This is a genomic window from Methylomonas sp. MK1, assembly GCF_000365425.1.
Lineage (GTDB): Bacteria > Pseudomonadota > Gammaproteobacteria > Methylococcales > Methylomonadaceae > Methylomonas.
In genome coordinates this window covers 2,800,373-2,826,435 of record NZ_AQOV01000001.1, presented here as the reverse complement: position 1 = coordinate 2,826,435, position 26,063 = coordinate 2,800,373, and the positions used below count along the sequence as shown (strand labels likewise).

Below are 26,063 nucleotides of genomic sequence, written 5' to 3'. Positions count from 1 at the left end.
ACCGCGTGGAACGGATAATCAGTTTTTTTAAAACAAAGTGGGTGCTTGAGCTGATCGGTATCGTGGTTTTGTCGGTATTGATTTGGTTTATCGGGCCCTTAATTGCGATTGCCGGCAGTGTGCCGTTGGAGTCAGATTTAAGCCGCATCGTAACGATAGGCGTAATAGTCGGCTGTTGGCTGCTTTACCGGTTGATTGCATGGCTGTTGTCGCGTAAGCGCGAGCAGCGCTTGATGGCCGATTTGGCTGGCGGAGCCGATGCAAACGATGCGCAATCGGCATCTGCTGCTGAGTTGGACGTGTTGAGTCGCGGCTTCGACGAGGCTTTAGCTTTATTGAAAACCACCAGCTCCAAACAACGCGGTCGGAAGCAGTATCTTTACGAACTACCTTGGTACGCAATTATCGGTGCGCCGGGATCCGGCAAAACCACAGCTTTAATCAATTCCGGATTGCAATTTCCGTTGGCCGAACGCTTGGGCAAGCATGCGGTAAAAGGTGTCAGCGGTACGCGGGATTGCGATTGGTGGTTTGCCGACGAAGCGGTGTTATTGGATACCGCCGGTCGCTATACCACCCAAGATAGCCATCAAGAAGTGGATGCGACGGCCTGGCATGGTTTCTTGCAGCTGTTAAAAAAATATCGACCACGCCGCCCCCTGAACGGTGTATTTGTGGCGGTGAGCGTCAGTGATTTGATACAGCAGACCGAGGAAGAATTACGTCAGCATGCGGCGGCGATTCGGCGGCGGATTACGGAGCTTAATGCGCAATTGGGTGTGCAATTGCCGGTGTATGTATTGTTCACCAAAGCCGACCTCGTGGCAGGTTTTAGCGATTTCTTCGCCAATTTAACCGAAGACGAGCGCAGTCAGGTGTGGGGCGAAACATTTATTCGTGCCGACAACGATAAAGAGGATCTGGCCGCCCATTTATTGCAATTCGAGAAGGCCTATGACGAATTGACTGAGAGGTTGGTACAACGCCGTTTGAAGCGTATCCAGGAAGAGCGCGATGTGCTGCGCCGTACGGCTATTTTCGATTTCCCGCAGCAAATGATGCTGTTCAAAACGGTGGCAACTGGATTTCTGGATGCCGCGTTTTCCACCAATCGCTACGAAGAGCCTTTTCTGTTGCGCGGCGTGTATTTCAGCAGCGGCACCCAGGAAGGTACACCGATAGATCGGGTGATGGCGGCTTTGGCCTCGAGTTTTAGATTGGAAAGACAAGTGACGCCTTTAATGAGCGGGCGCGGCAAAAGCTATTTTCTGACTAAGCTCCTAAAACAAGTGGTGTTTCCCGAAGCCGCATTGGTTGGCGTGGATCCAAAGGTCGAACGGCGTTTTCGCTTAATGAATTTAGCCGGCTTTGCCGCCACCTTTGCAATTGTAGCGATAGCCGTGGTGGTGTGGATGGTCAGTTTTGCCAACAATAAGTCGGCGATTGCCGATGTCGAAAAACAGATAGAAATTTACCGAGCCAGTAATCTTTCTCCAACAGATTCACGTTCCGGCTTCTTGGTCTTGCTGCCGAAGCTAAATGCCCTGCAAGCCGCCAAGGACGTGTATGCTCAAACCGGCTGGAGCAGCGGCTTTGGTTTATATCAAGGCGATAAACTCGATTCCGCTATCGATATTGCCTATCAACGTTTGCTTCGCGAAAATTTTCAGGCCTTGATTACGCTGCGCTTGAAAGAGCGTATGCAAAGCGATGAGGGCAAGAATCTGGACGTGCTCTATCAACTTTTGCGCGTCTATCTGATGTTCGGCGAGCCGCAACGGATGGACGCCAAGGTTGCGCAACCCTGGGTGAAATTGGATTGGGAGCAAATGTTTGCCACCGACCCGGAAACCCAAGCCAAATTGCAGTTACATTTGGACAATATGCTGGCTTTGAATTTGGATCCGGCAGCACTTGATAACGGGTTTGTCGACGCGGTGCGTAATAAATTGACGCAAATTCCCATGGTCAATCAACTTTATAGCCGCTTTAAAAGCGAGGCGCTTTTTGATCGCAGTCACGACATTTCGGTCGCCGGACAATTGGCGCCGAACGGTGGCCGAGTGTTTACAGCAAACGGCAAGGAATTGGATACGCTGGTTGTGCCCGGTCTGTTTAGCAGTTACGGCTATACGGAGTTGTTTCTGAAGAAAGGCATGGTTTACGTCAAGGAAGCCAGTGAGCAGAACTGGGTGCTCGGCGTAAACGGTGCCAGTACGCCTGTCGAAATTGATCGTTTATATAGCGATTTCAAACGCCTGTATTTGGGGGATTACCAAAAGACCTGGGATGGTGTGCTGACAGCGGTTAAATTCCGTCCGCAACTCAACAATAATCAGCTGGTAGATACGCTGGATCTGCTGTCGCGTCCGGATTCGCCATTGAAGTTGTTATTGGAACTGGTCGAAAAAAATACCGCGTTAAGCAAGCTCTCGTCCGAATTGGCCGATGCGTTGGCAAAATCCACAGGCGGCGCCTTGGCGGTTCCGGAAGCCGCTACCCAAAAACTGTTGGCAATGGCTAAGCAAAGTGACGGCGGTGTTGACCCGGTCAAGGCCTTGGAGACTTACTTCGAACCTTACAATATGCAAGTGCGGGGTGCAGCCGATAGGCCGGCTCCGATCAATGCGACGATGGCGAGTATCAAAAATCTGCACGATTATCTGATGCAGATTGGTTCGGCACCCAATAGCGGTGGCCAAGCCTTGTCTACTGAGGCGGCGCGGTTTGCCGGCGGTGGTGTCGATCCTTTGCAATCCGCAAAAATGGAATTTGCCCGTTTACCTGGTCCGGTTGCAGCCTCACTGAACGCGTTGACCAGCACGGGCGGACAACAAATCAAAACCGGCGCGAAAGGGCAACTCAATGAAATGTTGAAAACCGCGGTGACGATGCCCTGCAAAAGCGCTTTGGCCGGCCGTTATCCGTTTGCAAAAAATACTCAGCAGGACGTGTTGATGGCTGATTTCGGCAAAGTGTTTGCCGCTAACGGGATTGTCGATCAATTTTTTAACACGAATCTCAAGGCATTTGTCGATACTACAGCGGTGCAATGGCAGGAACTCAGCTCTGATAAGGCTTTAGGCTTATCGGCAGCCAGTATTCGCCAGTTCCAGATCGCCGCGAAAATTCGTGACGCATTTTTTCCCGGTGGTGGCGCGGTGCCGCAAGTGCAATTCGAGTTAAAACCCTTGGCATTGGACGACAAAGTCAGTACCTTCAGATTAAATGTCGAAGGCCAGGAGTTGGTTTATCGCCACGGTCCTGAGCAACTTACCAAGTTTCAGTGGCCCGGCACCAATAACAGCGCCGGTGTCAGAGTGGTGTTTGAAGGTTTGGATGGCAAACAGCTTAGCAAGTCCAAGGAAGGGGCTTGGGCACTATTTAGAATGTTCGACGAGTTCAATATCCAGCCCACCGGCTTGCCGGACCGCTTTAATTTGACCGTACAACTGGAGGGCTATACCGCTAAGTTCGAATTGCGCGCAGCCAGCGTCAATAATCCATTTGGCATCAGTGAATATCAAAGTTTCCGTTGCCCGGAGTCGCTATGAGTTCTATGGATGGGCTGAGCGTCGGCTTTTTTGGGAAAGTACCGGGATTGGGGGATTTTGTGAGTCGGCGCTTGCCCAGGCACTTTATTGAGCCATGGGATAATTGGTTACAAGCCTCTATGCGTTCCAGCCAGGAAACATTAGGAGAGAGCTGGTTATCCTTGTTTTTGGTTAGCCCGCTTTGGCGCTTTGCTCTGAGACCGGGTGTTTGCGGTGCGAGTGCCTGGGCTGGTGTCATGATGCCCAGCGTCGATAGGGTGGGCCGCTATTATCCGTTGACTTTGGCGCAAGCTGTCAGTGCGGAATCGTTGCTGTCATTGTTTTCGCCGGAATCGGATTGGTTTGCAAAATTGGAAGACGCCGCGCTATCGGTGTTGAACGAGTCCTGCGATCTGGATCGGTTTGATAAGGGGCTGATGGAAATCGGTTCGGCTGACAGCCTGACGCCGCAGCGTTTTCAAGCTGATTCTAACGGCGGCTTGGCTGCATCCAACGGCAAGCTCGCGTTTCGTTTCGATTTGGAGGGCCTGGATCAGATGGATGCAATGTTTCCACGCTTGAGTCAGAGTTTGCTGGAACGCTTTATGCCCGGTTACAGCATTTGGGCGAGTGAAGGCGGCCAGACGAATCGTCCGAGTTTGCTGGTTTGCGAAGGCTTGCCGCCTATCGATGCTTACGCGAGTTTTTTGCAGGGTATGCCGCAGGCTGGCAGATCTTGGTATGTGCAGAGTTATCGGCAAGACCAAAGTGTCAAAAAAATCGAGAGAGAGTCAAGTGCATCTGCAGTAGGCGCTGCGGCGAGTCAGGTCTTAACAACGCCTAACTCGACAATGTGGGCGTCCTACGGGGTTACAGTGGTCGGCAATAAGCGTAAGCATAATGAAGATGCCTTGCTCGATTGCCCGTCACTGGGCTTATGGGTGGTTGCTGATGGCATGGGTGGGCATCAATCCGGCGATGTTGCCAGCCGCTTGGTGGTGGATTCTTTATCGACGTTGGAATTTACCGAAAACCTGGATAATCAGGTCGAAGCGGTTTCCCGCAAATTACATAAGATCAACGAAGATTTATGCCGCTTTGCCTCGGGCATTCAGCAAGGCAGTATTGTCGGAACCACGGTAGTGGCCTTGCTGGCTAAGGGAGACAAGTGCGCGGCGATTTGGGCTGGTGACAGCCGCTTATACCAATTGCGCCAAGGCGAGTTTACGCAGATTACTCGCGACCATACCCTGATAGACGAATTGATGGATTCCGGTGTGATGACCCGGGAAGTCGCGGCCCAACAAGTTGGCGCGAATGTGATTACCCGCGCGGTGGGCGGGCAATTGACGCTGGCATTGGATGTGCTGCGCTTTCAGGCGGCCGGCGGTGATCGTTATCTGCTATGCAGCGACGGCTTGGATAAAGAGTTATCGGAAGCCGAGATTGCGGAATTGATGGGCTTAGGAAGTTGTCAGTCGGCCGCCGAAGCCCTGATTAACCAGGCGTTAAGCAGAAGCGGCCGAGATAACATTACCGTATTAGTCGCCGAATTTAGCGGTTAAGCCGAAATCAGGATGCTGTCCTTAAGTCCGGAATCTTAGGTTTCAAGTATCTTTGGGAAAATACGATTCAACAATTGTATAAACGCGTGAATTCCCGAACGGGCGGCGGTGTTCGGTGGTGTCTTTGGGTAATGTCTGTCAATGAGTGCTTAGTACCGATAGACCAAATGATGTGAAGAAGCCGATGTGATCATTAGGCGACGCTAAGACCGCGAGGTTTTAGCGCCACGAAACACTAGACGGATTTTCTCAATGGAAAACGGTATTTCCCATCTCGGTAGCCCATCCGCAAGTACCGAATATCGTATCCGTTACGAAATATCGTGCCGACTTGTCTTTGCAATGGTGTGTCCATGTTGCGATTTAATACGCTGATTCAGTTGTAAGTTATTTTATTTCAATGTCTTATAGTTTGCTTGGCGATGGGTTCATAAGTTGGCATGTTAAATGATAAAGATGAGTTACCTATTGATGAGCAAATGCAAATTGATAGGTATAAGATTCTGCGACATTTAGGGTTGTTTTAGTTTAAAGCGTGACATGAAAAACCGACTAGACTAATGCGAATTAGTTTTGGGCTTAATAAAGGCGTAACAAGTCCGGGGCAGTATAGAATTGGGTCGATTGTAAGAAACGGGGCGCCAGGCACAAGGTTTCGTTGCAGCTTTTCAATCGGTTGATGTTAACAATTGCATGACCATAGAGGCGTAAAAATGGCGGATTTGTCCGGATTACTAGAACCTGTTTCGGCCGAGCAGCCTTGTGGCGATAACCTTGAGTATGACAATGCCAGAGTGGCGTTGGACACCAATATTTTAGGGACCCCGGAAAATCAGTTTTCTGGAGAGAAAGCGCTACCGCCTAACTGGCGCGAGGTCTATAAAGAGGCCTTGGCGTTGTTGCAACGTTCCAAAGATTTGCAAGTCATTTTGTACTTGATCCGGACACTGATCAACGTTGAAGGTTGGAGAGGTTTTCGCGATGGACTGGGCTTTCTGGAAGAATCTTTGACTCGTTATTGGGATTCCATACACCCTCAGCTTGATCCCGACGACGGTATGGATCCGACGTCGCGAATCAATATTTTGGAAGAGCTTGCCAGCTTCGACCTGATAATCAGGCCTCTAAGTTTGGCGGTGCTGGTTGAGTCGAAAGCAATCGGTAGGTTTTGTTTGCGTGACATTCAGTATGCAACCGACCGGCTGGAAGTGCCCAAGGGCCTTGCAAAGCCAGACAACGGCGCTATCAACGCGGCTTTTCTGGATATGGATGACGCGGCGTTAACCGATAATTATCAGGCGGTACTCGATAGCATCAAAATTGTCGAGCGGATCGACGCTTTCGTTAACGAAAAAGTCGGAGCCAGCCAAGGCGCGGTATTGACGCCGTTGAAAGCTTTACTGAAGGAAGTCCGGGATGATTTCGATCATTACGCCGGGTCGCGGTTGTCTAGCGACGTCGAGAGCGAGGCAATCGACGATGGCAGCACGGCCGAGGCAGGTAATGATGTAAAGCCAGTTAAATCCAAAGCAGTGGGTGGTGCTATTGAGTCGCGTCAAGATGTGGTGAGAACTTTGGATGCGCTTTGTAAATATTATGCGGATTACGAGCCGTCTAGTCCCGTGCCCATTTTGTTGCGCCGGGCCAAGCATCTGGCAAACGCGGATTTCCTGGAAATCGTCCAAAACTTAATGCCGGATGCGCTTTCCCAAATAACTGCGATAAAGGGTCCCGACCCGAGTTAGAAACTGATTTTTGGTAGTCCTTCTTAATGTCAAGCGGAGAATACAATGGCTGAAAGTAGTCAGAAGTTTATACAAAGAAACCGGGCTCCCCGGGTACAGATTGAATACGATGTCGAACTCTATGGTTCCGAGAAAAAGGTGCAGTTGCCGTTCGTGATGGGCGTTATGTCGGATTTGTCCGGCAAGCCGGCTGAACCGTTGGCGCCGGTGGCTGATCGTAAATTGTTGGAAATCGATGTCGATAATTTCAACGATCGATTGAAATCGATGAAGCCGCGGGTCGCGTTTCAAGTTGCCAACACCTTGACAGGTGAAGGCAATTTGAACGTCGACATTACGTTCGAAAGTATGGATGACTTTTCTCCGGCCGCCGTTGCCAAAAAAGTGGCAGGCTTGGACAAAGTGTTGGAAGCCAGAACCCAATTGTCCAATTTGATTACCTATATGGACGGCAAAACCGGTGCCGAGGAATTAATCGCGAAGTTAGTTAACGACCCAGCATTGTTGCAAACCTTGGCTGCTTCGGCGAAACCGACGGAAGCCGGCGGTGATGCTGCCGAAGGAAAAGGGGAGTAAGCCATGGCCGAATTAGAAACTCAAGGCGGACAGGGCGCAACTCAAACTCTGGAATTGGACGATTTTTCCGCATTATTGTCCAAGGAGTTCAAGCCAGGAACAGAAGCTGCCAATCAGGTCAATACTGCGGTAACTACCTTGGCGCAATACGCATTACAGGATGTTTCAAAAGTATCCGACGACGCAATTAAAACTATCCAGTCGATTATTGCCAGCCTTGACCAGAAGATCACCGAGCAATTGAATTTAGTCATACATCATCCTGATTTTCAAAAACTGGAAGGTGCTTGGCGCGGCTTACATTACCTGGTTAACAACACCGAAACCGACGAAATGTTGAAAATTCGGGTGTTAAATATCACTAAAAATGAGTTGGGTAAAACCCTGAAAAAATTCAAGGGTACGGCTTGGGACCAAAGTCCGCTATTCAAAAAACTGTACGAAGAAGAATATGGCACGTTTGGTGGCGAACCGTTCGGTTGCTTGGTGGGCGACTACCATTTCGACCACAGTCCGCAAGATGTGGAATTGTTGGGCGAGATGGCGAAAATCAGCGCCTCTGCGCACACTCCGTTCATTTCCGGTGTGGCGCCATCCGTGCTGCAAATGGAGAGTTGGTCTGAATTGGCGAATCCACGCGATCTGACCAAAATTTTTCAAACGCCCGAATATGCGGCCTGGCGTTCATTGCGGGAATCCGAAGATTCGCGTTACCTCGGTTTGGCTATGCCGCGCTTCCTCAGCCGGTTACCGTACGGTTCGAAAACCGATCCTGTCGAGGAGTTTGATTTCGAGGAAGATACCTCGGGCGCCGACAGCAGCAAATATACATGGTCCAACGCGGCTTATGCCATGGCGGTCAATATTAATCGTTCTTTCAAGTTATACGGCTGGTGTTCGCAGATTCGCGGTATCGAGTCCGGTGGCGCGGTGGAAGGCTTGCCGGTGCATTCCTTCCCGACCGACGACGGCGGAGTCGACATGAAGTGCCCGACCGAAATCGCTATTACCGACCGGCGCGAAGCAGAGTTGGCGAAAAGTGGCTTCATGCCCTTGCTGCATAAGAAAAACACCGATTTTGCCGCGTTTATTGGTGCGCAGTCCTTACAAAAACCATTCGAGTACCAAGATCCGGATGCCAGTGCCAACGCTAATCTGGCCGCGCGTTTGCCTTATTTATTTGCGACTTGCCGTTTTGCGCATTACCTCAAATGTATCGTGCGCGACAAGATCGGTTCGTTTAAGGAGCGGCAGGATATGGAAGCTTGGCTGAATACTTGGATTAGCCAGTATGTACTAAGCAACCCGGCGGTGGCGACTGAAAAAGATAAAGCCCGGCGGCCGTTGGCTGGGGCAGAGGTGGTGGTAGAAGAGGTGGAAGGCAATCCTGGATATTATCAATCCAAGTTTTTCCTGAGACCGCACTATCAGTTGGAAGGGTTGACGGTTTCCTTGCGGCTGACGTCTAAATTACCGTCGCAAAAAGGTTAAGCCCTGTTCGCTGAATAAGGCTAGGAAGTATGCTAATTGTCGGGTCGGTAATGCGAATTTCCCGGGACTGGCGATGGTTGTTTTATATGCCGGCTTGCCGGCGCTGTAAATCTTTGGGTGAGTACCCGTTTATGTTTTTTATCAGTAACTTAGAAAGGAGAGCATTATGATCTTATTAAATTTCGCAACAGCAATTAAAGGCGATAGCACAGTCGAAGGGCACAAAGATTGGATTACCCTCGACTCTTTGCAAATGGGCGTCGGTCGCGCCATCTCAACCAGCGGTACCGGCAAAGACCGTGATACCAGCAATCCTTCGTTTTCCGAAGTGACTATTACCAAAAGTATGGACATTGCCTCCACAGAGCTTTGGAGACAAGCCATCTGCGGTAAAAGTTTGGGCACCGCTACAATACATTTCATCCAAACTGCGGGCTCAGATTCCAAGGTTCAAGTCTATTACGAAATCGAATTGGGTGAAGCCATTATTAGCGGTTACAGTGCCTCTAGTGGCGGTGATCGTCCCAGCGAGAGCATTTCCATCAACTTCAACAAGATCACTACCAAGTACAGCACTTTTGGCGAAGGCACGGCGCCGGTGGCTGGAGAACTAAAAGCTTGGGACTTGAAGCTAAACGCAGCTCCTTAAAGCGTGACCCCGGCTATTTCCTGATAGCCGGGGGTTTTTTATTTATCGGAGATTCCCATGCAGGACGTTTCACGGTTGATTGCCGACGGCGAATTGGACGCGGCATTGCAGCAGACCCAGCAACATATCAGGCAAAACCCGGCCGATCCTAAATCCCGTATCCTGCTGTTTCAGTTGTATTGCGTGCAGGGCCTATGGGACAAGGCGCTAAATCAACTCAATGTGCTGCGTGATTTGGATGCCTCCACCTTGCTGATGGTTAGTACTTACGAACAAGTTTTACTCTGCGAAGCGCTACGTAAGGATGTCTTCGCTGCGCGCAAAACGCCGCTGATCTTTGGAGAACCACCTGCGTGGTTGGCCTTGCTTCTCGAAGCGCTTATGCGGGAAAGCAGCGGTGATTTTCAGCAAGCCGTGCAGTTACGAACTCAGGCCTTGCAACAGGCGCCGGCTACTGCTGGAACGCTCGACGGCACGCCGTTTGAATGGATGGCGGATGCTGATAGCCGTTTGGGACCCGTCTTGGAGGCCATTGTCAACGGTCGATACTATTGGGTGCCGTTTATGCAGATCAGCAAGATTCAGTTGGAAAAACCCACCGATTTACGCGATTTGGTATGGATACCGGCGCAATTTACCTGGATCAATGGCGGTGAAGCAAGCGGCTTGATACCTTGCCGTTATCCGGGCTCTGAAACGGCTTCGGACGCCCGCATCCGCCTGTCCCGTTTAACCGAATGGAACGAAGTCGCCGATGGCGTAATGCATGGCACCGGACAGCGCTTACTGGCCACCGACGTCGACGATTACGCCCTGCTGGATGTCCGCACTATCGAATTTAACCCGGCGGCAGGGCTTGAATAATGGCCGATTTACTGCACGCGGAACGTCTCCAACCATCCTTGTTGGATCGGTTGACTGATGAAGCGCCGGAAAAACGCGCGGAAACCCGCGAACAACGCGTTATGTCCTTACGTCAATTACGGCAGAGCGTCTTGCGCGACTTAAGCTGGCTACTTAACACCGCAGCGTTTGAGAGCATGGTTAATTTGGCCGACTATCCGTTTGTAGCTCGGTCGGTACTGAATTACGGGACGCCGGTCTTGTCCGGCGTATCGCTGACCGGGATTGACGTTAAAAAGATTGAACGCAAAGTCAGGCAGGCGATTAACGATTTCGAGCCGAGAATCTTGGCGGATTCGCTGTCGGTGGAATTGGCGAAAGCCGATGATCAAATGAATCACAAGGCGCTGTCCTTTCGAATCGAAGGCGATTTGTGGGCGCAGCCGTTGCCGGTACATTTATACATTCGCAGCGACCTGGATCTGGAAACCGGCGAAATCAGCGTGAAGGAATTGGACGGTTAACGATGGATCCCCGGCTGCTTAAATACTATAACCGCGAATTGCAATACGTCCGCGAAGTGGGCGCGGAGTTTGCCGCCGAGTTTCCGAAAATAGCCAATCGCTTGGGTTTGGATACGTTCGAATGTTCCGACCCCTATGTAGAGCGCCTATTCGAAGGCTTTGCCTTTATGGCTGCTCGGGTGCAATTGAAGGTCGATTCCGAATTCCCCAGCTTTACCCAGCAATTATTGCAGATTATCTATCCGCACTATTTGTCGGCTACGCCATCGATGACCGTGGTGGAGTTGAAACCGGATTTTGCCGAAGCGGCTCTGGCTGACGGGGTAACGATAGCCAAAGATACGGTGCTGCGTAGTCAGATTGCCAGAGGCGAACAAACCGCCTGCGAGTACCGTACTGCGCAAGCCTTGCAACTGTTGCCGTTGCAGATTGGTCAGATTGAATATCTACCGAGTCTGGCCGCCGTTTCCAGTCGTGGCCTGACGGCTAAGCATTTTCGTGGGCCGGTGAAGGCTGCGCTGCGCATCGTCCTGAACTGTGTGGGAGGTTTGAAGTTTAATGAAATCGCCTTGGGCCGGCTGCCGCTATTTCTGCGTGGCGTCGGCAATATCCCGTATCGCTTGTATGAACAAATGCTGGCGAATACAACCGGCATCGTCGGCAGCTTCAATAATGGTGTCTCGACCGAAATTCGTGCGCTGCCCGGTGGTGCAATCCGCGGTTTGGGATTCGAGCCGGATGAGGCATTACTGAGACAGACACCGCGCTCGTTCGACGGTTATCGAATATTGCAGGAATATTTCGCTTTCCCGGATCGCTACCTGTTTGTCGAGCTCGGCGGACTGGAAGAGCTAGCGTCCACCTGCGACAGCGAACAGATTGAATTGTTCGTGCTGTTTGATCGCAGCGAACCGCAATTGATCAATGTACTGGATCAGAATAATTTGGCTTTGTTCTGTGTGCCGGCCATCAACTTGTTTCCCAAGCGCGCTGATCGGATCCATATCGACCAGCGCCAATCGGAATATCACATCGTGGTGGATCGTAGCCGGCCAATGGATTATGAAATCCATAGCGTCAATGAAGCCGTCGGATTCGGGGCCGACCAAGGCAACGAGCAAACCTTTCTACCCTTTTACGGTTCCAAGGCGTCCTATCAGCATGCCGGTGAGACCGCGTTTTTCAGCGTACGGCGCGTGAATCGTGTGTTGTCGTCGAATCAGCGTCGTAAAGGGGTGCGTTCCAGTTATATCGGTAGCGAGGTTTTCATTTCATTGGTCGATGCGGCGCAGGCGCCGTATTCCAGCAAATTGGCGCAATTGGGCCTGGATACCCTATGTACCAACCGCGATTTACCGCTGGTGATGCCTGTAGGCCAGGGTGAAACCGATTTTACCTTGCAGGTAAGTGCTCCGGTAAAATCCGTGCGCTGCATCGCCGGCCCAACTCGGCCGCTGCCGGCAGCTTATGAGGCGGATACCGTGTGGCGCCTGATCAATCATTTGTCACTGAACTATCTGTCGCTGCTGGATACCGATGCCAAGACCGGCGCGGCGGCATTGCGGGAATTATTGGGCCTGTATGCCGATCAACGTGAACCGGCCATCAAGAAGCAGATCGAGGGCGTGATTTCCGTAGCCTCCAAAAATGTAGTCAGACGCATCGATGCCAAGGGGCCGATGGTGTTCGGGCGCGGTTTGGAAATTACTGTCACGCTGGACGAGTCGGCGTTTGAAGGTGGCGGCTATTTTCTGTTGGCAACGGTATTGGAGCGCTTTTTCGCTCGGTATGTATCGATCAATTCTTTCGTCGAGACGGTGGTTCGTACCACCGACCGCGGTGAAGTGGCGCGCTGGCCTGCGAGGATGGGATGTCGGCACACGATTTAATCGGTGAATTGACGAAGGATGCGTCGCGCTTCGATTTTTTTGAGGCGGTGCGCTTGATCGAATGCATGAACAGGGACAAACCGCGTTTCGGTACCAGCGTCAAAGCGGTTGATGACGCAGTGCGTTTTTCCCAGGAGCCGGAGCTGGAATTTCCTGCTACCGCAGTCGATTACTATTCTCCAGCCGGCATCGGTTCCGCTAAACCGAGATTAGCAGTCAATTTTATGGGTTTGTTCGGTCCGAATGGTCCGCTGCCGCTACATTTGACCGAATATGCCCGGGAGCGGCAGCGCCACCATCACGATCCGACTTTCTCTCGTTTCGCCGATGTATTCCATCATCGGATGATTAGTTTGTTTTACCGGGCTTGGGCCAACGCCCGGCCTGAAGTGCATTACGACCGGCCGGACTCCGATCGCTTCGGGTTTTACGTTGGGGCCATGCTGGGTCTTTCCGGTGCGCCGTTTCAGAATCGGGACGCATTGACAGACCGGGGGAAATTGTTTTATGCCGGGCATTTTGCCGCACAGACCAAACATCCCGAAGGTTTACAGGCCATTGTCTCGGATATTTTTAAAGTGCCGGTCCGCGTTGCTGAATTCGTTGGCGAGTGGATGGACATTCAGCCCCGTGAGCAAACGCGTTTGGGCTGGAGCACAGACACCTGTTCTCTGGGGAGCTCTGTCGTAATCGGCGCCAGCGTCTGGGGTTGCCAACATAAATTTCGTGTCGTGATAGGGCCGTTGCGCCGTAGCCTGTATTTGGCGTTGCTGCCGGGAGGGGCGCTGTTGCCCAAATTGGTGGCTATTGTCCGTAATTATGCCGGTGACGAAATGGTCTGGGACGCACAATTGATTCTGGAAAAAACCGAAGTACCGGAAGAGCTGGCCTTAGGAAAACCTGAAACGACTGGTGCGAATAGCATGAACGGTGATGCTCAATTGGGTTGGAGTACTTGGTTGGGGCCGCGTCGCGATGAAAGCGATGCCGATGATTTAACGCTTAATCCGTTTATACAGGCTGATGCTGCCTGCTGAACCACACTTAAACTTTAGCGAGGAATAAACACCATGGCGGAAATTAGCCGAGTCAAGTTGTTTGGGAAATTGAACAAGGTTTGTTACAAAGCCGTCGAGGGCGCGACGGTGTTTTGCAAACTGAGAGGCAACCCCTATGTCGAGCTGGTGCATTGGTTGAGCCAACTGTTGCAACTGCAAGACTCCGATTTGCACCGCTTGGTCAAACATTACGGTTTGGATGCCTCGGTGATTGCCAAGGACGTGACGACGGCCCTGGATCGCTTGCCGCGGGGCTCCACCGCTATTTCCGACTTTTCGCCGCACATCGAAGATAGCGTAGAACGTGGCTGGGTATTCGGCACGCTGATGTTCGGCGAAGCCCAAGTACGTAGCGGCCATTTGTTGGTCGGTATGTTGAAAACCAAATCCTTGCGCAACGAGTTGCTAGGCATTTCCAAAGAGTTTGAGAAACTCAAACCGGATACCGTTTCCGACGAGCTGCCGAAGATTGTGTCGGGTTCACCGGAAGACGGTTTGGTCGCCAATGATGGTTCGTTGGTCGGTGCTACCCCCGGTGAAGCCAGCGGCGCGATTGCGCCGGCGGCGATGGGTAAGCAGGAGGCGCTGAAACAATTTACGGTCGACCTGACCGAGCAGGCGCGTAACGGCAAAATCGATCCTATCGTCGGTCGCGAGGAAGAGATTCGACAGGTCATCGATATTCTGATGCGCCGTCGGCAGAATAATCCGATTCTGACCGGTGAGGCCGGCGTCGGCAAAACTGCGGTAGTTGAGGGTTTTGCTTTGAAAATTGTCGCCGGCGATGTGCCACCGTCGTTGCGCGATGTGAGCTTGCGCACCTTGGATGTCGGTTTATTGCAGGCCGGCGCCAGTATGAAAGGCGAATTTGAAAACCGCCTGCGGCAAGTGATTGAAGAAGTGCAAGCCTCGCCCAAACCCATCATTTTGTTTATCGATGAAGCCCATACCTTGGTCGGCGCCGGCGGCGCGGCCGGTACCGGCGATGCCGCCAATCTATTAAAACCGGCGCTGGCGCGTGGACAATTGCGTACCGTGGCAGCTACGACCTGGGCGGAATATAAAAAGCATATCGAAAAAGACCCGGCTTTGACCCGGCGTTTTCAGGTCGTGCAAGTGTTGGAGCCTAGCGAAGCCAAAGCGATCGGCATGATGCGCGGCGTGGTCTCGGTGCAGGAAAAACATCACCAGGTGTTGATTCTGGATGAAGCGCTGGAAGCTGCCGTCAAATTATCCCACCGCTATATACCGGCCCGGCAATTACCGGATAAGGCCGTCAGCTTGTTGGACACCGCCTGTGCACGGGTCGGCATCAGCCAACACGCGGTGCCCGCCGAAGTGGATGACTGCCGTAAACGCATAGAAGCCTTGGAAACCGAGTTGGCGATCATCGGCCGGGAAAAAGCAGTAGGTGTCGAAGTGACTGCGCGGGAGCAGGTGGCGAATGAAAAACTGGCAGCTGAACAACAGCGCCTAAGCGGTTTGGAAGAGCGTTGGAATGCCGAGAAAGAGTTGGTCGGAAAAATTTTGGAATTGCGCGGCAAACTCAGATCGGCTGGACATGCCGTTGATGCAGCCGAGCCGTCCGGAGATGCCGATACCGCGGCCAATGACCGCGATGCCTGGCTATCTGAATTGAAAGCTTTGCAGGCCCAACTCCATGCACAACAAGGCGAGTCACCGCTAATTTTGCCAACCGTCGATCAGCAGGCTGTAGGCGCTGTTGTGCAAGATTGGACGGGCATTCCGGTTGGGCGCATGGTCAAAAATGAAATAGAAACCGTGTTGAAACTGCCGGATTTGCTGGAGCAACGCATCATTGGCCAACGCCATGCGCTGGAGATGATTGCCAAGCGCATCCAGACTTCCCGAGCCGGCCTGGATAACCCGAACAAACCCATTGGCGTATTCATGTTAGCCGGCACCTCAGGCGTCGGTAAGACCGAAACCGCGCTGGCGCTGGCCGAAACCTTATATGGCGGCGAACAAAACGTCATCACCATCAACATGAGCGAATACCAGGAAGCGCATACCGTTTCCACCTTGAAAGGTGCGCCTCCGGGCTATGTCGGTTACGGCGAAGGCGGGGTGTTGACCGAAGCGGTGCGCCGCAGGCCTTATAGCGTCGTGTTGCTGGACGAAGTGGAAAAAGCCCATCCCGACGTCCATGAAATTTTCTTCCAGGTGTTCGACAAAGGCTGGATGGAAGATGGCGAAGGCCGGGTCATCGATTTTAAAAATACCTTGATTTTGCTGACCACCAACGCTGGCACCGACCTGATCGCCAACTTGTGCAAAGACCCGGATTTAATGCCGGAGCCGGAAGGTATCGCCAAGGCTTTGCGCGAACCTTTATTGAAAGTCTTTCCGCCGGCATTGCTGGGCCGTTTGGTAGTGATTCCGTACTACCCGCTCAACGACGAAATGATAGGCGCAATCGCCCGTCTGCAATTAGGCCGGATCAAGAAGCGCGTCGAAGAATCGCACAAAGTACCGTTCACTTACGACGACGAGGTCATCAAACTTATCGCCAGCCGTTGTACCGAGTTGGAAAGCGGTGGCCGGATGATAGACGCGATCCTGACCAATACTGTGTTGCCGAAGATCAGCGAGGAATTTTTGACAAGGATGATGGAGGGTGCCGCGATTGGGCGCGTGCATGTGAAAGTCGAGAATGGAGAGTTTGGGTATGGGTTTGAATAAATATAGTACGTGATTTGCGTTACTGCGCGAATAACACCTAGCATCATTTTTGCCAGATGGTTTCTCCTTCTCGAGATTTTGTAGCTAGTCAGGTGTAGATCGGATAGAGATTTGCAAATTTTGATGCCGTTAAGTAACAAAAAAATGATAGGACTGCTTAATAATCTGCGAGGTTATGTGCATTTTATTACCTCACAAACTAGCTCCCCCTTGTCTGGAGCGGGATATTACTTCTTGGAGATTTGAATTATGTATACATTAAATTTTGAAGGCCTTAGTGAAAAGGAAATAGCTGCAATCAAAGTTTTTGTTCCAAAAGAGCTGAATGCGGTCGTTACCGCTGCTAACAGCGTTGGGGAAGCTTTAATCCAACGGTGGTTTGGATCAGAAGCAACACCAGGGCATTCTAGATACGCTGAGTTCGATTTGAAACGTAAGACCATGTCTACCTATTTGAATAATAAATGTACTCGCTTGACTTATGTTAAAAAACAAGTAGGGCAATACGTGGATAGCTGTGAAGTAGAGAATGGTGATCTTGCTCAAGTTATAAGTTCCGCTTTTGAAGATCATCCAGCTGGTTCTGTGCCCGATTTTGTTCCATCAGGTCTTCGCGTCTTTATACTAGGAGATACATTGGTTGAGCAGGTTACTCCTCGAAGGAGGTTTCACACTATGGCGCATGAGGTTACTCATCGAGTGATATCAACTTCAGATCATTGGTACGGTGAACAGAATTGTTTAGATAAGGCGAGTAAAAATTCGCCTAAGTGTTTGAGTTGCGCGGCAAACTGGGGATGGTTTTATGCCGACGTTAGGGATGCGGTGGCCAAATAGTATATTGAGAGGAATTATGCTACTGGGGGGGCAATCATTTGGGATGTGACGAGAGTATCAACCTGACAAATATTTGAGCATTATGGATCTTAATTATAAGCGAGTCACATTATCCAGCTCATTCTACGGGATATGTAAAAAATGCTAGTTGGGCTAAAGCATGGGTGGTGTGTTTCAGGTGGATGGTATACGAATCGCTTAAAAGTGCGCCGCAACATTCGAATACCGCAGTTCGTCGAAATCATCAGGTCTATGATGAATAAAGTAAGACTCCATATGGTTAATGCTTGGATATAAAAAGGAACAGAATGACGATAGCAATACTCTGCAATGAGAGAGTCGGCATAATAAGCGAGCTGTTTTTTGATTTAAATTGATAAGGTGAACGGAAAGTGGGGAATACATGGCAGGCGCGGCATCTTTAACAAAAGTATCAATTCCTAAAGCTTCGGCGATTTGCCGGGATATTCAATTGGATCAGCAGGCAGTTGCAGGTCTGGTTGCCGATCCTGCTCCGGTTGACTTTTTGAATACGCTGCTCGAGCAGAAACTTTATCCCGATGCAGTGCGGTTTTTGGCCAGAGCGTTACCCAAGCGGGAAGCGACCTGGTGGGCCTGTCTTTCCGCGCGCAGTGTGGTTAGCCCGCAAACTGCCCCTGAAGTCGTTAAAGCGCTTGATGCTGCGGAGTTATGGGTATTTAAGCCAACCGAACCGAATCGCCGGGCCGCCAACGCTGCCGCGCACAGTGCGTCGTTCGAAAATCCTGCCGCATGGGCAGCCATGGCCGCGTTTTGGAGCGACGGCAGCATGGCACCGGAAGATGCGCCATCGGTTCCGCCGGCGGACAATCTGACGGCCAAGGCGGTGGCCGGTGCGGTGATGTTGGCGGCGGTATTGACCCAGCCGGAAAAAGCCTATGAGAAATACCAGTTTTTTATCGATCAGGCTATTGATATTGCCAACGGCGGTAACGGCCGACTTTGGCAGGCCGCTTAAGGAGATTGCGATGGGACAGCCAGCTGCACGTATAACTGATATGCATGTTTGTCCGATGTTTACCGGCCCCGTGCCGCACGTCGGTGGCCCGATTTTGCCTCCTGGTGCGCCCACGGTGATGATAGGCAAAATGCCGGCAGCACGCGCTACCGACATGGCGACTTGCGTCGGTCCGCCGGATACTATTGCCAAAGGCTCGGCGACGGTTTTGATAGCCAATATGCCGGCCGCCAGGATGGGCGATATGTGCGCCCATGGCGGCACCATTGTCCTTGGTTACCCTACGGTATTGATCGGTGGCTGACGCCGGCTTTATCAAAAAATTATCGTTTTAGCGTTAGGATTTCACCATGCCACTTTCTCAAGAATCTCGCACCGCTTCGGTGGTTACGGCCGCCGGTGCGGATACCTTTGTGCTGTATCGGATGACTGGTAAAGAACAATTGAGCAGTTTGTTTGAGTACGAGTTGGAATTGCTGAGCGAGAACGGCGATATTGATCTGCAAACGGTGTTGGGCACCAGCATTACCGTCAAATTGCAACTTGATAACGGCGCGCTACGCCCGTTCAACGGCATTGTCACGCAGATTAACCAATTCGGCATGCTCGGCGATCTGTATTTCTACCGGGCTATTGTGCATCCGAAAGTGTGGTTACTGACGCAAGCCAGTAACTGCCGAGTATTATCGCCGGCGCCGGCAACAAAAAACGTGCCGGACATGGTCAAGGCTGTTCTCGCCGAGCACGGTTATACCGACGTGACGACAAAATTTTCCACCACTTACCAGCCCCGCGATTTTTGTGTGCAATACCGGGAAACCGACTTCAATTTCATTAGCCGGCTGCTCGAAGAAGAAGGTATCTACTATTACTTCACGCATACCGACAGCATTCATTCCCTGGTTTTATGCGACGACATTACCAAGTTGACGGCAGCGACACCGGCCACGGTCAAATACTACCCAGCCGCAAATCAGGGCGGGCGCGACGAGGAGCATTTTTACCAATGGCGGCTCGGACGGCAAATTCGTTCCGGCAGTTACCGCTTAAAGGATTTCGATTTCGAGGCGACGACCGCGCCTTTGGATAAAGTCACAGAGCTGCCTGGCGAACATGCTCAAGCCAGTAAGTCGGTCTACGACTATCCGGGGGAGTTCAAAGTGGATAGCGAAGGTGAACGTTACTCGCGCCTGCGTATGGAAGAGCTACGCGCGGAGCACGAGCAAACCGTTGCCCTCGGCAATATACGCACGCTGGCCGTGGGGCAAAAATTCACCTTGTCGGAATTTCCGCGCGCCGATCAAAACCGCGAATACCTGACGGTATCCACCCAATTCCAGATTCAAAATAATGATTATGGTATTGCCGAAGCGGGCGGCATGGACGAGTTTCAATGTACCTATTCCGTTATCAGTACCGAATATGCCTACCGTCCGCCGCGGCGGACCCGTGTGCCGGTGGTGCAAGGGGTGCAAACCGCGATTGTCGTCGGGGCGAGCGGCGACGAAATACTGACCGATCAATATGGCCGGGTTAAGGTGCAATTTCACTGGGATCGGCTCGGCACAAAAAATGAAAATAGCTCATTTTGGGTGCGGGTTGCGCAGATTTGGGCCGGCAATAATTGGGGGTCTATGTTTATTCCGCGCGTCGGCCAGGAAGTAATCGTCGATTTCCTGGAAGGCAATCCGGATAACCCCATCATCACCGGGCGAGTTTATAACGCCCAACAAATGCCGCCGTATGCCTTGGATGCCAACAAAACCCAAAGCGGTATCAAGACCCGCAGTACGCCGAATGGGGCTGCTGAAAACTTCAACGAAATTCGTTTCGAAGACAAAAAGGATAGCGAAGAGCTGTATATCCACGCCGAGAAAAACTTTACGCGTATCGTTGAAAACAACGATGTGCAAAAAATCGGCTTCGAGAAAAAAGATGCCGGCGACCAAACCGTGGACATCTACAATCACCGTACCATCACGTTGGACCAAGGCAACGATAAATTGACGGTCAAAACCGGCAATCACACCGTTGAAATCGACAAAGGCAACGATAGTTTGACAGTCACTCAGGGGAACCGGACCATCAAAGTCAATGCCGGCAGCATTTCCGAGGAAGCCGGGCAGTCCATAGAGCTTAAAGTGGGCTCCAACAGCATCAAAATCGACCAAAGCGGCGTAACGATCAAAGGTATGACCGTTAAAATCCAGGCAGACACCCAGGCCGAATTGAAGGGCTTGCAGACCACGGTGAGTGGTGATGGCATGCTGACCCTTAAAGGCGGGATGGTCATGATTAACTGATGGTCATTTTGCCTCCGCGCAGAACAATACGGATTGAGTAAGGATTATGCTGGGATACTTTAGGGATAAGCGGCGCCGGACCGGCGTCAGGCTGGAGCGCGAGGAGGCTTCGTCAGTCTTCTCTATCGCATTGCCTCCGAGGACGGCATAGATGGCCGGATGGAAAGACCCCAGGCCAACGGGTTCCGAGATCAGGCCGCGCAACATCGACGCCGGCACGACGATCCGCGATGCTTCGCCACGGCCGACACCCATAGGCGTATTACCCGGCCAACCGGCCAAGGCCGCGCCGCGTATAGTACCGACTCGTAGCGGTTTACCGACATTAAAGCCGGGCTCGCAAGGTGCCGAGGTTCGGCAGTTGCAAAGCTTACTTAACGCCTGTCTTAGTCCGTCGCCAAACTTGGTCCTTGATGGGCGGTTTGCTCAGGCTACTGCGAATGCCGTGCGCCAGTATCAACAAAGCGTCGGCATTAATGCCGACAGCATCGTAGGCAAAGACACCTGGTTTTATCTGCTGAAGGGGGATAAAGCGAAAGTCGCTGCACCGATGCCTCCACCGCCACCCGCAAGTGCCAGTAGTAGCGCGGTCCAACCGGCTCCCGCGCCTAACATGCCTATGCCGATACCGGTGGAAACGGTGGGGAGCTGGACGCTGGAGCGCAAATTCTCCGAAGCCTTGCGTTTAACCGCGCCGAAACTGCCCGGCAGTATGCGCCGCGAGTTTGAAGTGCTGCTCAGTCCGGAAAGCTTGGCGATCATGGCCGCAACATTGGTTATTTGGGCTGGCGCCCACGTGTTTGGGGTTGGCGAAATCGTCGATATTCTGATGCTGGTCGGCGGCATCCTGATGTTCGGGCTCGCGGTATTCGGTGTCGCCCGCGATTTGGGCGAATTTTTGGCGATCACGGCCACTGCCGGCAATGAACAAGATCTAGACGAAGCTGCCACGCATCTGGCGGACGCAATCGCGGTGATCGGTGTTGCGGCCTTCGTCGCGCTGTTGGCAAAAGTGCGTTCTTTACGCGGAAAAAAAGGCTTGGCCCGCGAATCGGGAGCCGCCTCGGAAGCAGTAACGCCATCGCAAGCAACCGGCAAATCGGCATCCGGTAAAGCGCCGGCACGCGCGGGCGCGGCGGCGGAGGGGGAAGCCGCTGGCGGGGCCTCCACCTCCAAACAAACCGCATGTCCGGGTAAGGATTGCAAAACCGCCGGCGAGCCGATCAGCATGCTCACCGGCGAGGAAATGCTGGAAAAAATCGACTTTACTTGGGATGGCCCATTGCCCTTGGCTTGGCGGCGTTATTACCGTAGCAGCCAATCCGATGTCGATCATCAATTGGGCTATGGTTGGCTGACGCCGTTGGACGAATGGCTGGAAATCGGCGAGCGCGTGACGTTCTGCAATGCCGATGGTCAGCGTATCGATTTGCCGTTGCCCAAGCCCGGAGCCTATAGCATTAATCTACCGGAACAGGTTCGCCTGTACCGGGAAAACGGCCAGTATCGCATCGTCGATCCTAGCGGTTTGGCGAAAACCTTCACCGGTCGGTCTGGCCGTTGCCCTCTGCGGGCCTGGCACAACAGCCAGGGCCAAAGCCTGTATTTTCACCGCGACGCCAACGGCGACGTCGAGCGCATCTCCGCCAGCTGGAACAAACATTTACTGTTCGAGCGCCAAGGCCGGCGCATTGTCGCGATTCGTCCCGGCAAACGTGTCGGAAGCGGATTCGAAGCGGCCGGCGAGCCGCTGGTGAGCTATCTGTATAGCGACGCAGGCGATTTAATCGGTGCTCGCGACCGGCTCGATCAAGGCGAAACCTACGCCTATCAAAACCATGTCATCGCCCGTCGCACCCTGCCCAGCGGCTTTAACTTTTATTTCGAATGGGATCAAGACACGCCGCAAGGCAAATGTCTGCACAACTGGGGCGATAACGGAATCTACGATTACCGCTTCGAATGGTTGCCGGACGGCGTCAGTCATGCCATTGACTCGCGCGGCGGCGTCGCGATTTATCGGCACGACCCGCAAGGCCTGTTACTCTCGGAGCGTAGCCCGGAAGGCCGGGAAACCCGCCACAGCTACAATGCCGATAACCAACTGGCGCAAACCGTGGCGCCCGACGGCGGTATCACGCGTTTTAGTTACGATCAGGAAGGCCGCTTGACCGGTGTGTCCGATGCGCTGGGTTTTAGTCAGCGCGTCAAGTACGACAAACAAGGCAACGCGGTCGAGTTAATCGATGCCTTGGATCAGCGTTGGCTACGCCGCTACGACGCTAATGGCCGTCTGGAAGAAACCGTCGCCGCCAATGGCGCGGTCACCCAGTATCAATACAACGCTCAAGGCGTGCCGGTGCGCATCACCGATGCGCTGGGCCGGACTCGCTCGCTGTTGTGGGACGAACAGTTGCGCCTGGTCGGCGAGATCGGCTTCGACGGCATCAAGACCCGCTACCAATACGACGATGACGATCGTGTCGTCGCGATTATCGATCAAGACAAACGCACCACCCGTTACGGCTACGATGCCGCCGGCCGGGTCACGGCCGTGCAACACGCGGACGGCAGCACTGTGCAATTGCGCTACAACGCTGCCGGCTTGTTGACTCATTACATCGACGGCCTGGGCAACACCACTGAATATCGCTACGACGACGGCCTGTCCCAGCCCACCGCCCGCATCGATCCGCTGGGTCATGAAATGCGTTATCGCTACGACAGCGAACGCAATCTGATCGGCCTGATCAACCCGAAAGGCGAAACCTACAGCCTTAACTACGACCGCGACGAAAATCTGGTCGAAGAAATCGGCTTCGACGGCCGTATCCAGCGTTACCGCTACAACGCCGCCGGTGCGCTGGAAGCCTACCTGCAACCCGGCGCCGACGGCGATTGGAGCGTCACCCACTTCGAACGCGACCGTCTCGGCCGGCTGCTAAAAAAGCATGCCGCCGACGGCAGCCTGAGCCAATACGGCTACGATCCGCTGGGCCGCTTGCAACTGGCCAAAAATGCCGACAGCCTGGTGCTGTTGGGGTACAACGCACTGGGTCAGATCAACCAGGAAAACCAGAACGGTGCCATCGTCCGCCACAAATACGACCTGCTGGGCCGGCGCATCCACACCGAAACCCCGGACCGGCATCGCATCGACTACCGTTTCGGCGAGCGCTACCTGGACAGCATCGAATTCGACGGCCAAACCCTGACCAGCCACCGCTACGACGAACTGGGCCGGGAAATCGGCCGTAGCCAAGGCCAACTCAACACCGACTACGACTACGATCCGCTGGGGCGCTTGTTGCGGCAACGCGCCGCGCTCAAAGGCCAAGCGGCGCTCATCGGTCGCCAGTACAACTACGATGCGGCCGGTAAGCTCCGCGAACTGGACGACCTGCGCCAGGGCCGCAGCCAATACCACTACGACCCCGCCGCCCGGCTGATACGCAGCGAAGGCCTCAGTCCGGAAAGCTTCGTTCACGACCCAGCCGGCAACCTATTGGGCGCCAGCGCGGAAGGCGGCCGAATCGAAGGCGACCGCTTGTTGATGATGGGCGACCGCCACTATGCCTACGACGCCGCCGGCAACCTGATCGAGGAAAAACGCGGCAAAGCCGGCCAAATCGTCACCCGTTACCAATACGATGGCGACAACCGCCTGATCCGCGCCGAAACCCCAAACTGCGTCAGCCATTATCGCTACGACGCCTTGGGCCGGCGCATCGCCAAGCACACCGCGCAAGGCGAAACCCGTTTTCAATACGACGGCCCGCGCCTGCTGGCGGAAACCGACCGCCAGCGCAGCCGCACCTACTTATTCGAACCCGGCAGCTTCCGACCCTTGGCGCTGCACGAACAGGACCACACCCAAGCCGGCGGAACCACCTACCACTACCACCTGGATCATCTCGGCACCCCTAGGGAGCTGACCGACAGCCAAGGCCACATCGTCTGGTCTGCCAGCTACCGCGCCTACGGCAACCTAGCCCTGGCAGATATTGAGGAAATCGACAATCCGCTACGCTTTCAAGGCCAGTACTACGACGCCGAAACCGGTTTGCATTACAACCTGAACCGGTATTACGATCCTAATGCGGGGCGGTTTATTCATCAGGATCCGATTGGGTTGGCCGGTGGAAGTAATCTTTACCAATATGTTCAGAATCCAGTGAACTGGATTGATCCTTTAGGATTGACCGGAAAGGATTGCGGGCTTCAGAACGAGACAAGGCCTCCCAACATGAGCCCCCGTGGTTCAGGACGGAGCGGCGCTTTCAATGAGGCTAAGCGTCAATCGGGTGTTCCGACGAGTCAACAACCGAGCCGGGTACTGCCGAATGTGGATCGGCGGGGTAACACCCAACCAGGTCGGATATACGAATATGAGGTTCCCACATCGGGTGGAGGTACTAAAACCGTTAGGATTCGTGATGACGCAGGTGGTCATGATTTCGGAGTTGGCAACTCTCAAAATCGGGGGGCGCACTTCAATGACGAAGCAGGTAACCATTATGACTACTGAAATCATGGTTGGGGTTACTGATGATCTATCAGAAAAAAACGAAGTTTTTAATTTCAAGGAAGGTGTATGGCCGAGCGACCATGTTGTTGCAGGGGCCAGTTGGACTGTTAAGAATGTTCCTTCCCGTGACTCGCTTTGTATGATTTTGCGCTTTATTTTTGGTTTATTTTCGAAAAATATTCCGGAATACGGTGTTTGGCTATTGATCGGTAATTCCGCTTGGCAGCCCGATACGCGTGTTGTTCGTTATCGAAAGCTTTGGGGAGCACTGAAAGCTAGGGGAATGGTTATACCTGATTCAGAAAATTCACTTGAGATTCTCATGGAAAGCAATGGGAAAGTGAAATTTTTTGGAGCAACTCAATTCTATGAACATGCAATCGAGGATGTTATTAAGGCTATTGCGGATGAGCGTTGCGCTTATATTGTTGCCTTCCCTGGTCATTGTGGAATTCGAGATGTGCTAGAAATGGGATGGAGCGGTGACCTTAACGAGGATTCTAAAATGCTTGTTTCCTTACAAAATAAGGGTGCATTGATTTTTAAGAAAATTGGTGAATTTGATGATTGCGAGGTCGGGTTTTTGGTGCTTGGTAATCCGGAACTTGTAAGAACATTGCTGAATTAATTCAGACCTATAATTTGTAGTGGTTGAAACTTAATCTGGTAGTTACTGGATTTTTATAGGTGTCTGTCAGGCTAAGGGGATATTCGGCTCACCTTGTGCTTTAGATTGTAGCTATGTAAGCCTCCATCTGCCCCACCTCGCCAGGCATTCAGCCCGCAGGTACGGTTAGCGTCAGCGTAATCGTGCGCAAGGAA

The 26,063-nt window shown here is 52.7% G+C and carries 17 protein-coding genes; all 17 read left to right on the top strand.

From position 1 onward, the window contains the following. Positions 1-41 precede the first annotated feature (41 nt). The 17 genes from tssM to G006_RS0113370 all read left to right on the top strand — a co-directional run bounded on the left by tssM (position 42) and on the right by G006_RS0113370 (position 25,869). Positions 42-3,554 carry a type VI secretion system membrane subunit TssM gene (tssM, locus tag G006_RS0113455; RefSeq protein WP_235048857.1) on the top strand — a complete coding sequence of 1,171 codons (3,513 nt, stop codon included), beginning with the start codon at positions 42-44 and terminating at the stop codon, positions 3,552-3,554. Continuing rightward, on the top strand, positions 3,551-5,098 hold the full coding sequence (gene tagF / locus G006_RS27845; protein WP_020483723.1) for a type VI secretion system-associated protein TagF: 1,548 nt from the start codon (positions 3,551-3,553) through the stop codon (positions 5,096-5,098). Before tssM ends, tagF begins: the two co-directional genes overlap by 4 nt. 713 nt (positions 5,099-5,811) lie before the next feature. Continuing rightward, a complete protein-coding gene (gene tssA / locus G006_RS0113440; protein ID WP_020483722.1) occupies positions 5,812-6,843 on the top strand; it encodes a type VI secretion system protein TssA in 1,032 nt (343 codons plus the stop codon). Positions 6,844-6,888: 45 nt separating this feature from the next. Continuing rightward, entirely contained in the window at positions 6,889-7,419 is a 531-nt protein-coding gene (gene tssB, locus G006_RS0113435; RefSeq protein ID WP_020483721.1) for a type VI secretion system contractile sheath small subunit, read from the top strand. Between the two features lie 3 nt (positions 7,420-7,422). Continuing rightward, complete coding sequence (gene tssC / locus G006_RS0113430; protein WP_020483720.1) at positions 7,423-8,910, top strand: type VI secretion system contractile sheath large subunit; 1,488 nt, start codon at positions 7,423-7,425, stop codon at positions 8,908-8,910. A gap of 166 nt (positions 8,911-9,076) precedes the next feature. Further along, positions 9,077-9,559, top strand: a complete 483-nt coding sequence (locus G006_RS0113425; protein ID WP_020483719.1) for a type VI secretion system tube protein Hcp — start codon at positions 9,077-9,079, stop codon at positions 9,557-9,559. Positions 9,560-9,616: 57 nt separating this feature from the next. Next, on the top strand, positions 9,617-10,423 hold the full coding sequence (locus G006_RS0113420) for a type VI secretion system accessory protein TagJ (protein WP_020483718.1): 807 nt from the start codon (positions 9,617-9,619) through the stop codon (positions 10,421-10,423). Then, positions 10,423-10,926, top strand: coding sequence for a type VI secretion system baseplate subunit TssE (gene tssE, locus G006_RS0113415; RefSeq protein WP_020483717.1), 504 nt, complete (start codon positions 10,423-10,425; stop codon positions 10,924-10,926). Before G006_RS0113420 ends, tssE begins: the two co-directional genes overlap by 1 nt. Positions 10,927-10,928: 2 nt before the next feature. After that, positions 10,929-12,815, top strand: a complete 1,887-nt coding sequence (tssF, locus tag G006_RS0113410) for a type VI secretion system baseplate subunit TssF (RefSeq protein WP_020483716.1) — start codon at positions 10,929-10,931, stop codon at positions 12,813-12,815. Then, positions 12,797-13,852, top strand: a complete 1,056-nt coding sequence (tssG, locus tag G006_RS0113405; RefSeq protein WP_020483715.1) for a type VI secretion system baseplate subunit TssG — start codon at positions 12,797-12,799, stop codon at positions 13,850-13,852. Before tssF ends, tssG begins: the two co-directional genes overlap by 19 nt. Before the next feature lie 33 nt (positions 13,853-13,885). Next, positions 13,886-16,576, top strand: coding sequence for a type VI secretion system ATPase TssH (gene tssH, locus G006_RS0113400; protein WP_020483714.1), 2,691 nt, complete (start codon positions 13,886-13,888; stop codon positions 16,574-16,576). A gap of 249 nt (positions 16,577-16,825) precedes the next feature. Then, on the top strand, positions 16,826-17,413 hold the full coding sequence (locus tag G006_RS0113395) for a M35 family metallo-endopeptidase (protein WP_020483713.1): 588 nt from the start codon (positions 16,826-16,828) through the stop codon (positions 17,411-17,413). Between the two features lie 403 nt (positions 17,414-17,816). Beyond that, the gene (locus G006_RS0113390; RefSeq protein ID WP_020483712.1) at positions 17,817-18,410 is read left to right on the top strand and encodes a DUF6931 family protein; all 594 of its coding nucleotides are present in this window, start codon (positions 17,817-17,819) and stop codon (positions 18,408-18,410) included. A gap of 10 nt (positions 18,411-18,420) precedes the next feature. Then, on the top strand, positions 18,421-18,714 hold the full coding sequence (locus G006_RS0113385) for a PAAR domain-containing protein (protein ID WP_026147045.1): 294 nt from the start codon (positions 18,421-18,423) through the stop codon (positions 18,712-18,714). A gap of 46 nt (positions 18,715-18,760) precedes the next feature. Next, complete coding sequence (locus G006_RS0113380; RefSeq protein WP_020483710.1) at positions 18,761-20,713, top strand: type VI secretion system Vgr family protein; 1,953 nt, start codon at positions 18,761-18,763, stop codon at positions 20,711-20,713. A gap of 151 nt (positions 20,714-20,864) precedes the next feature. After that, positions 20,865-25,241, top strand: coding sequence for an RHS repeat-associated core domain-containing protein (locus G006_RS0113375; protein WP_020483709.1), 4,377 nt, complete (start codon positions 20,865-20,867; stop codon positions 25,239-25,241). Further along, positions 25,231-25,869, top strand: a complete 639-nt coding sequence (locus G006_RS0113370) for a hypothetical protein (RefSeq protein WP_152428861.1) — start codon at positions 25,231-25,233, stop codon at positions 25,867-25,869. Before G006_RS0113375 ends, G006_RS0113370 begins: the two co-directional genes overlap by 11 nt. Positions 25,870-26,063: the final 194 nt, after the last annotated feature.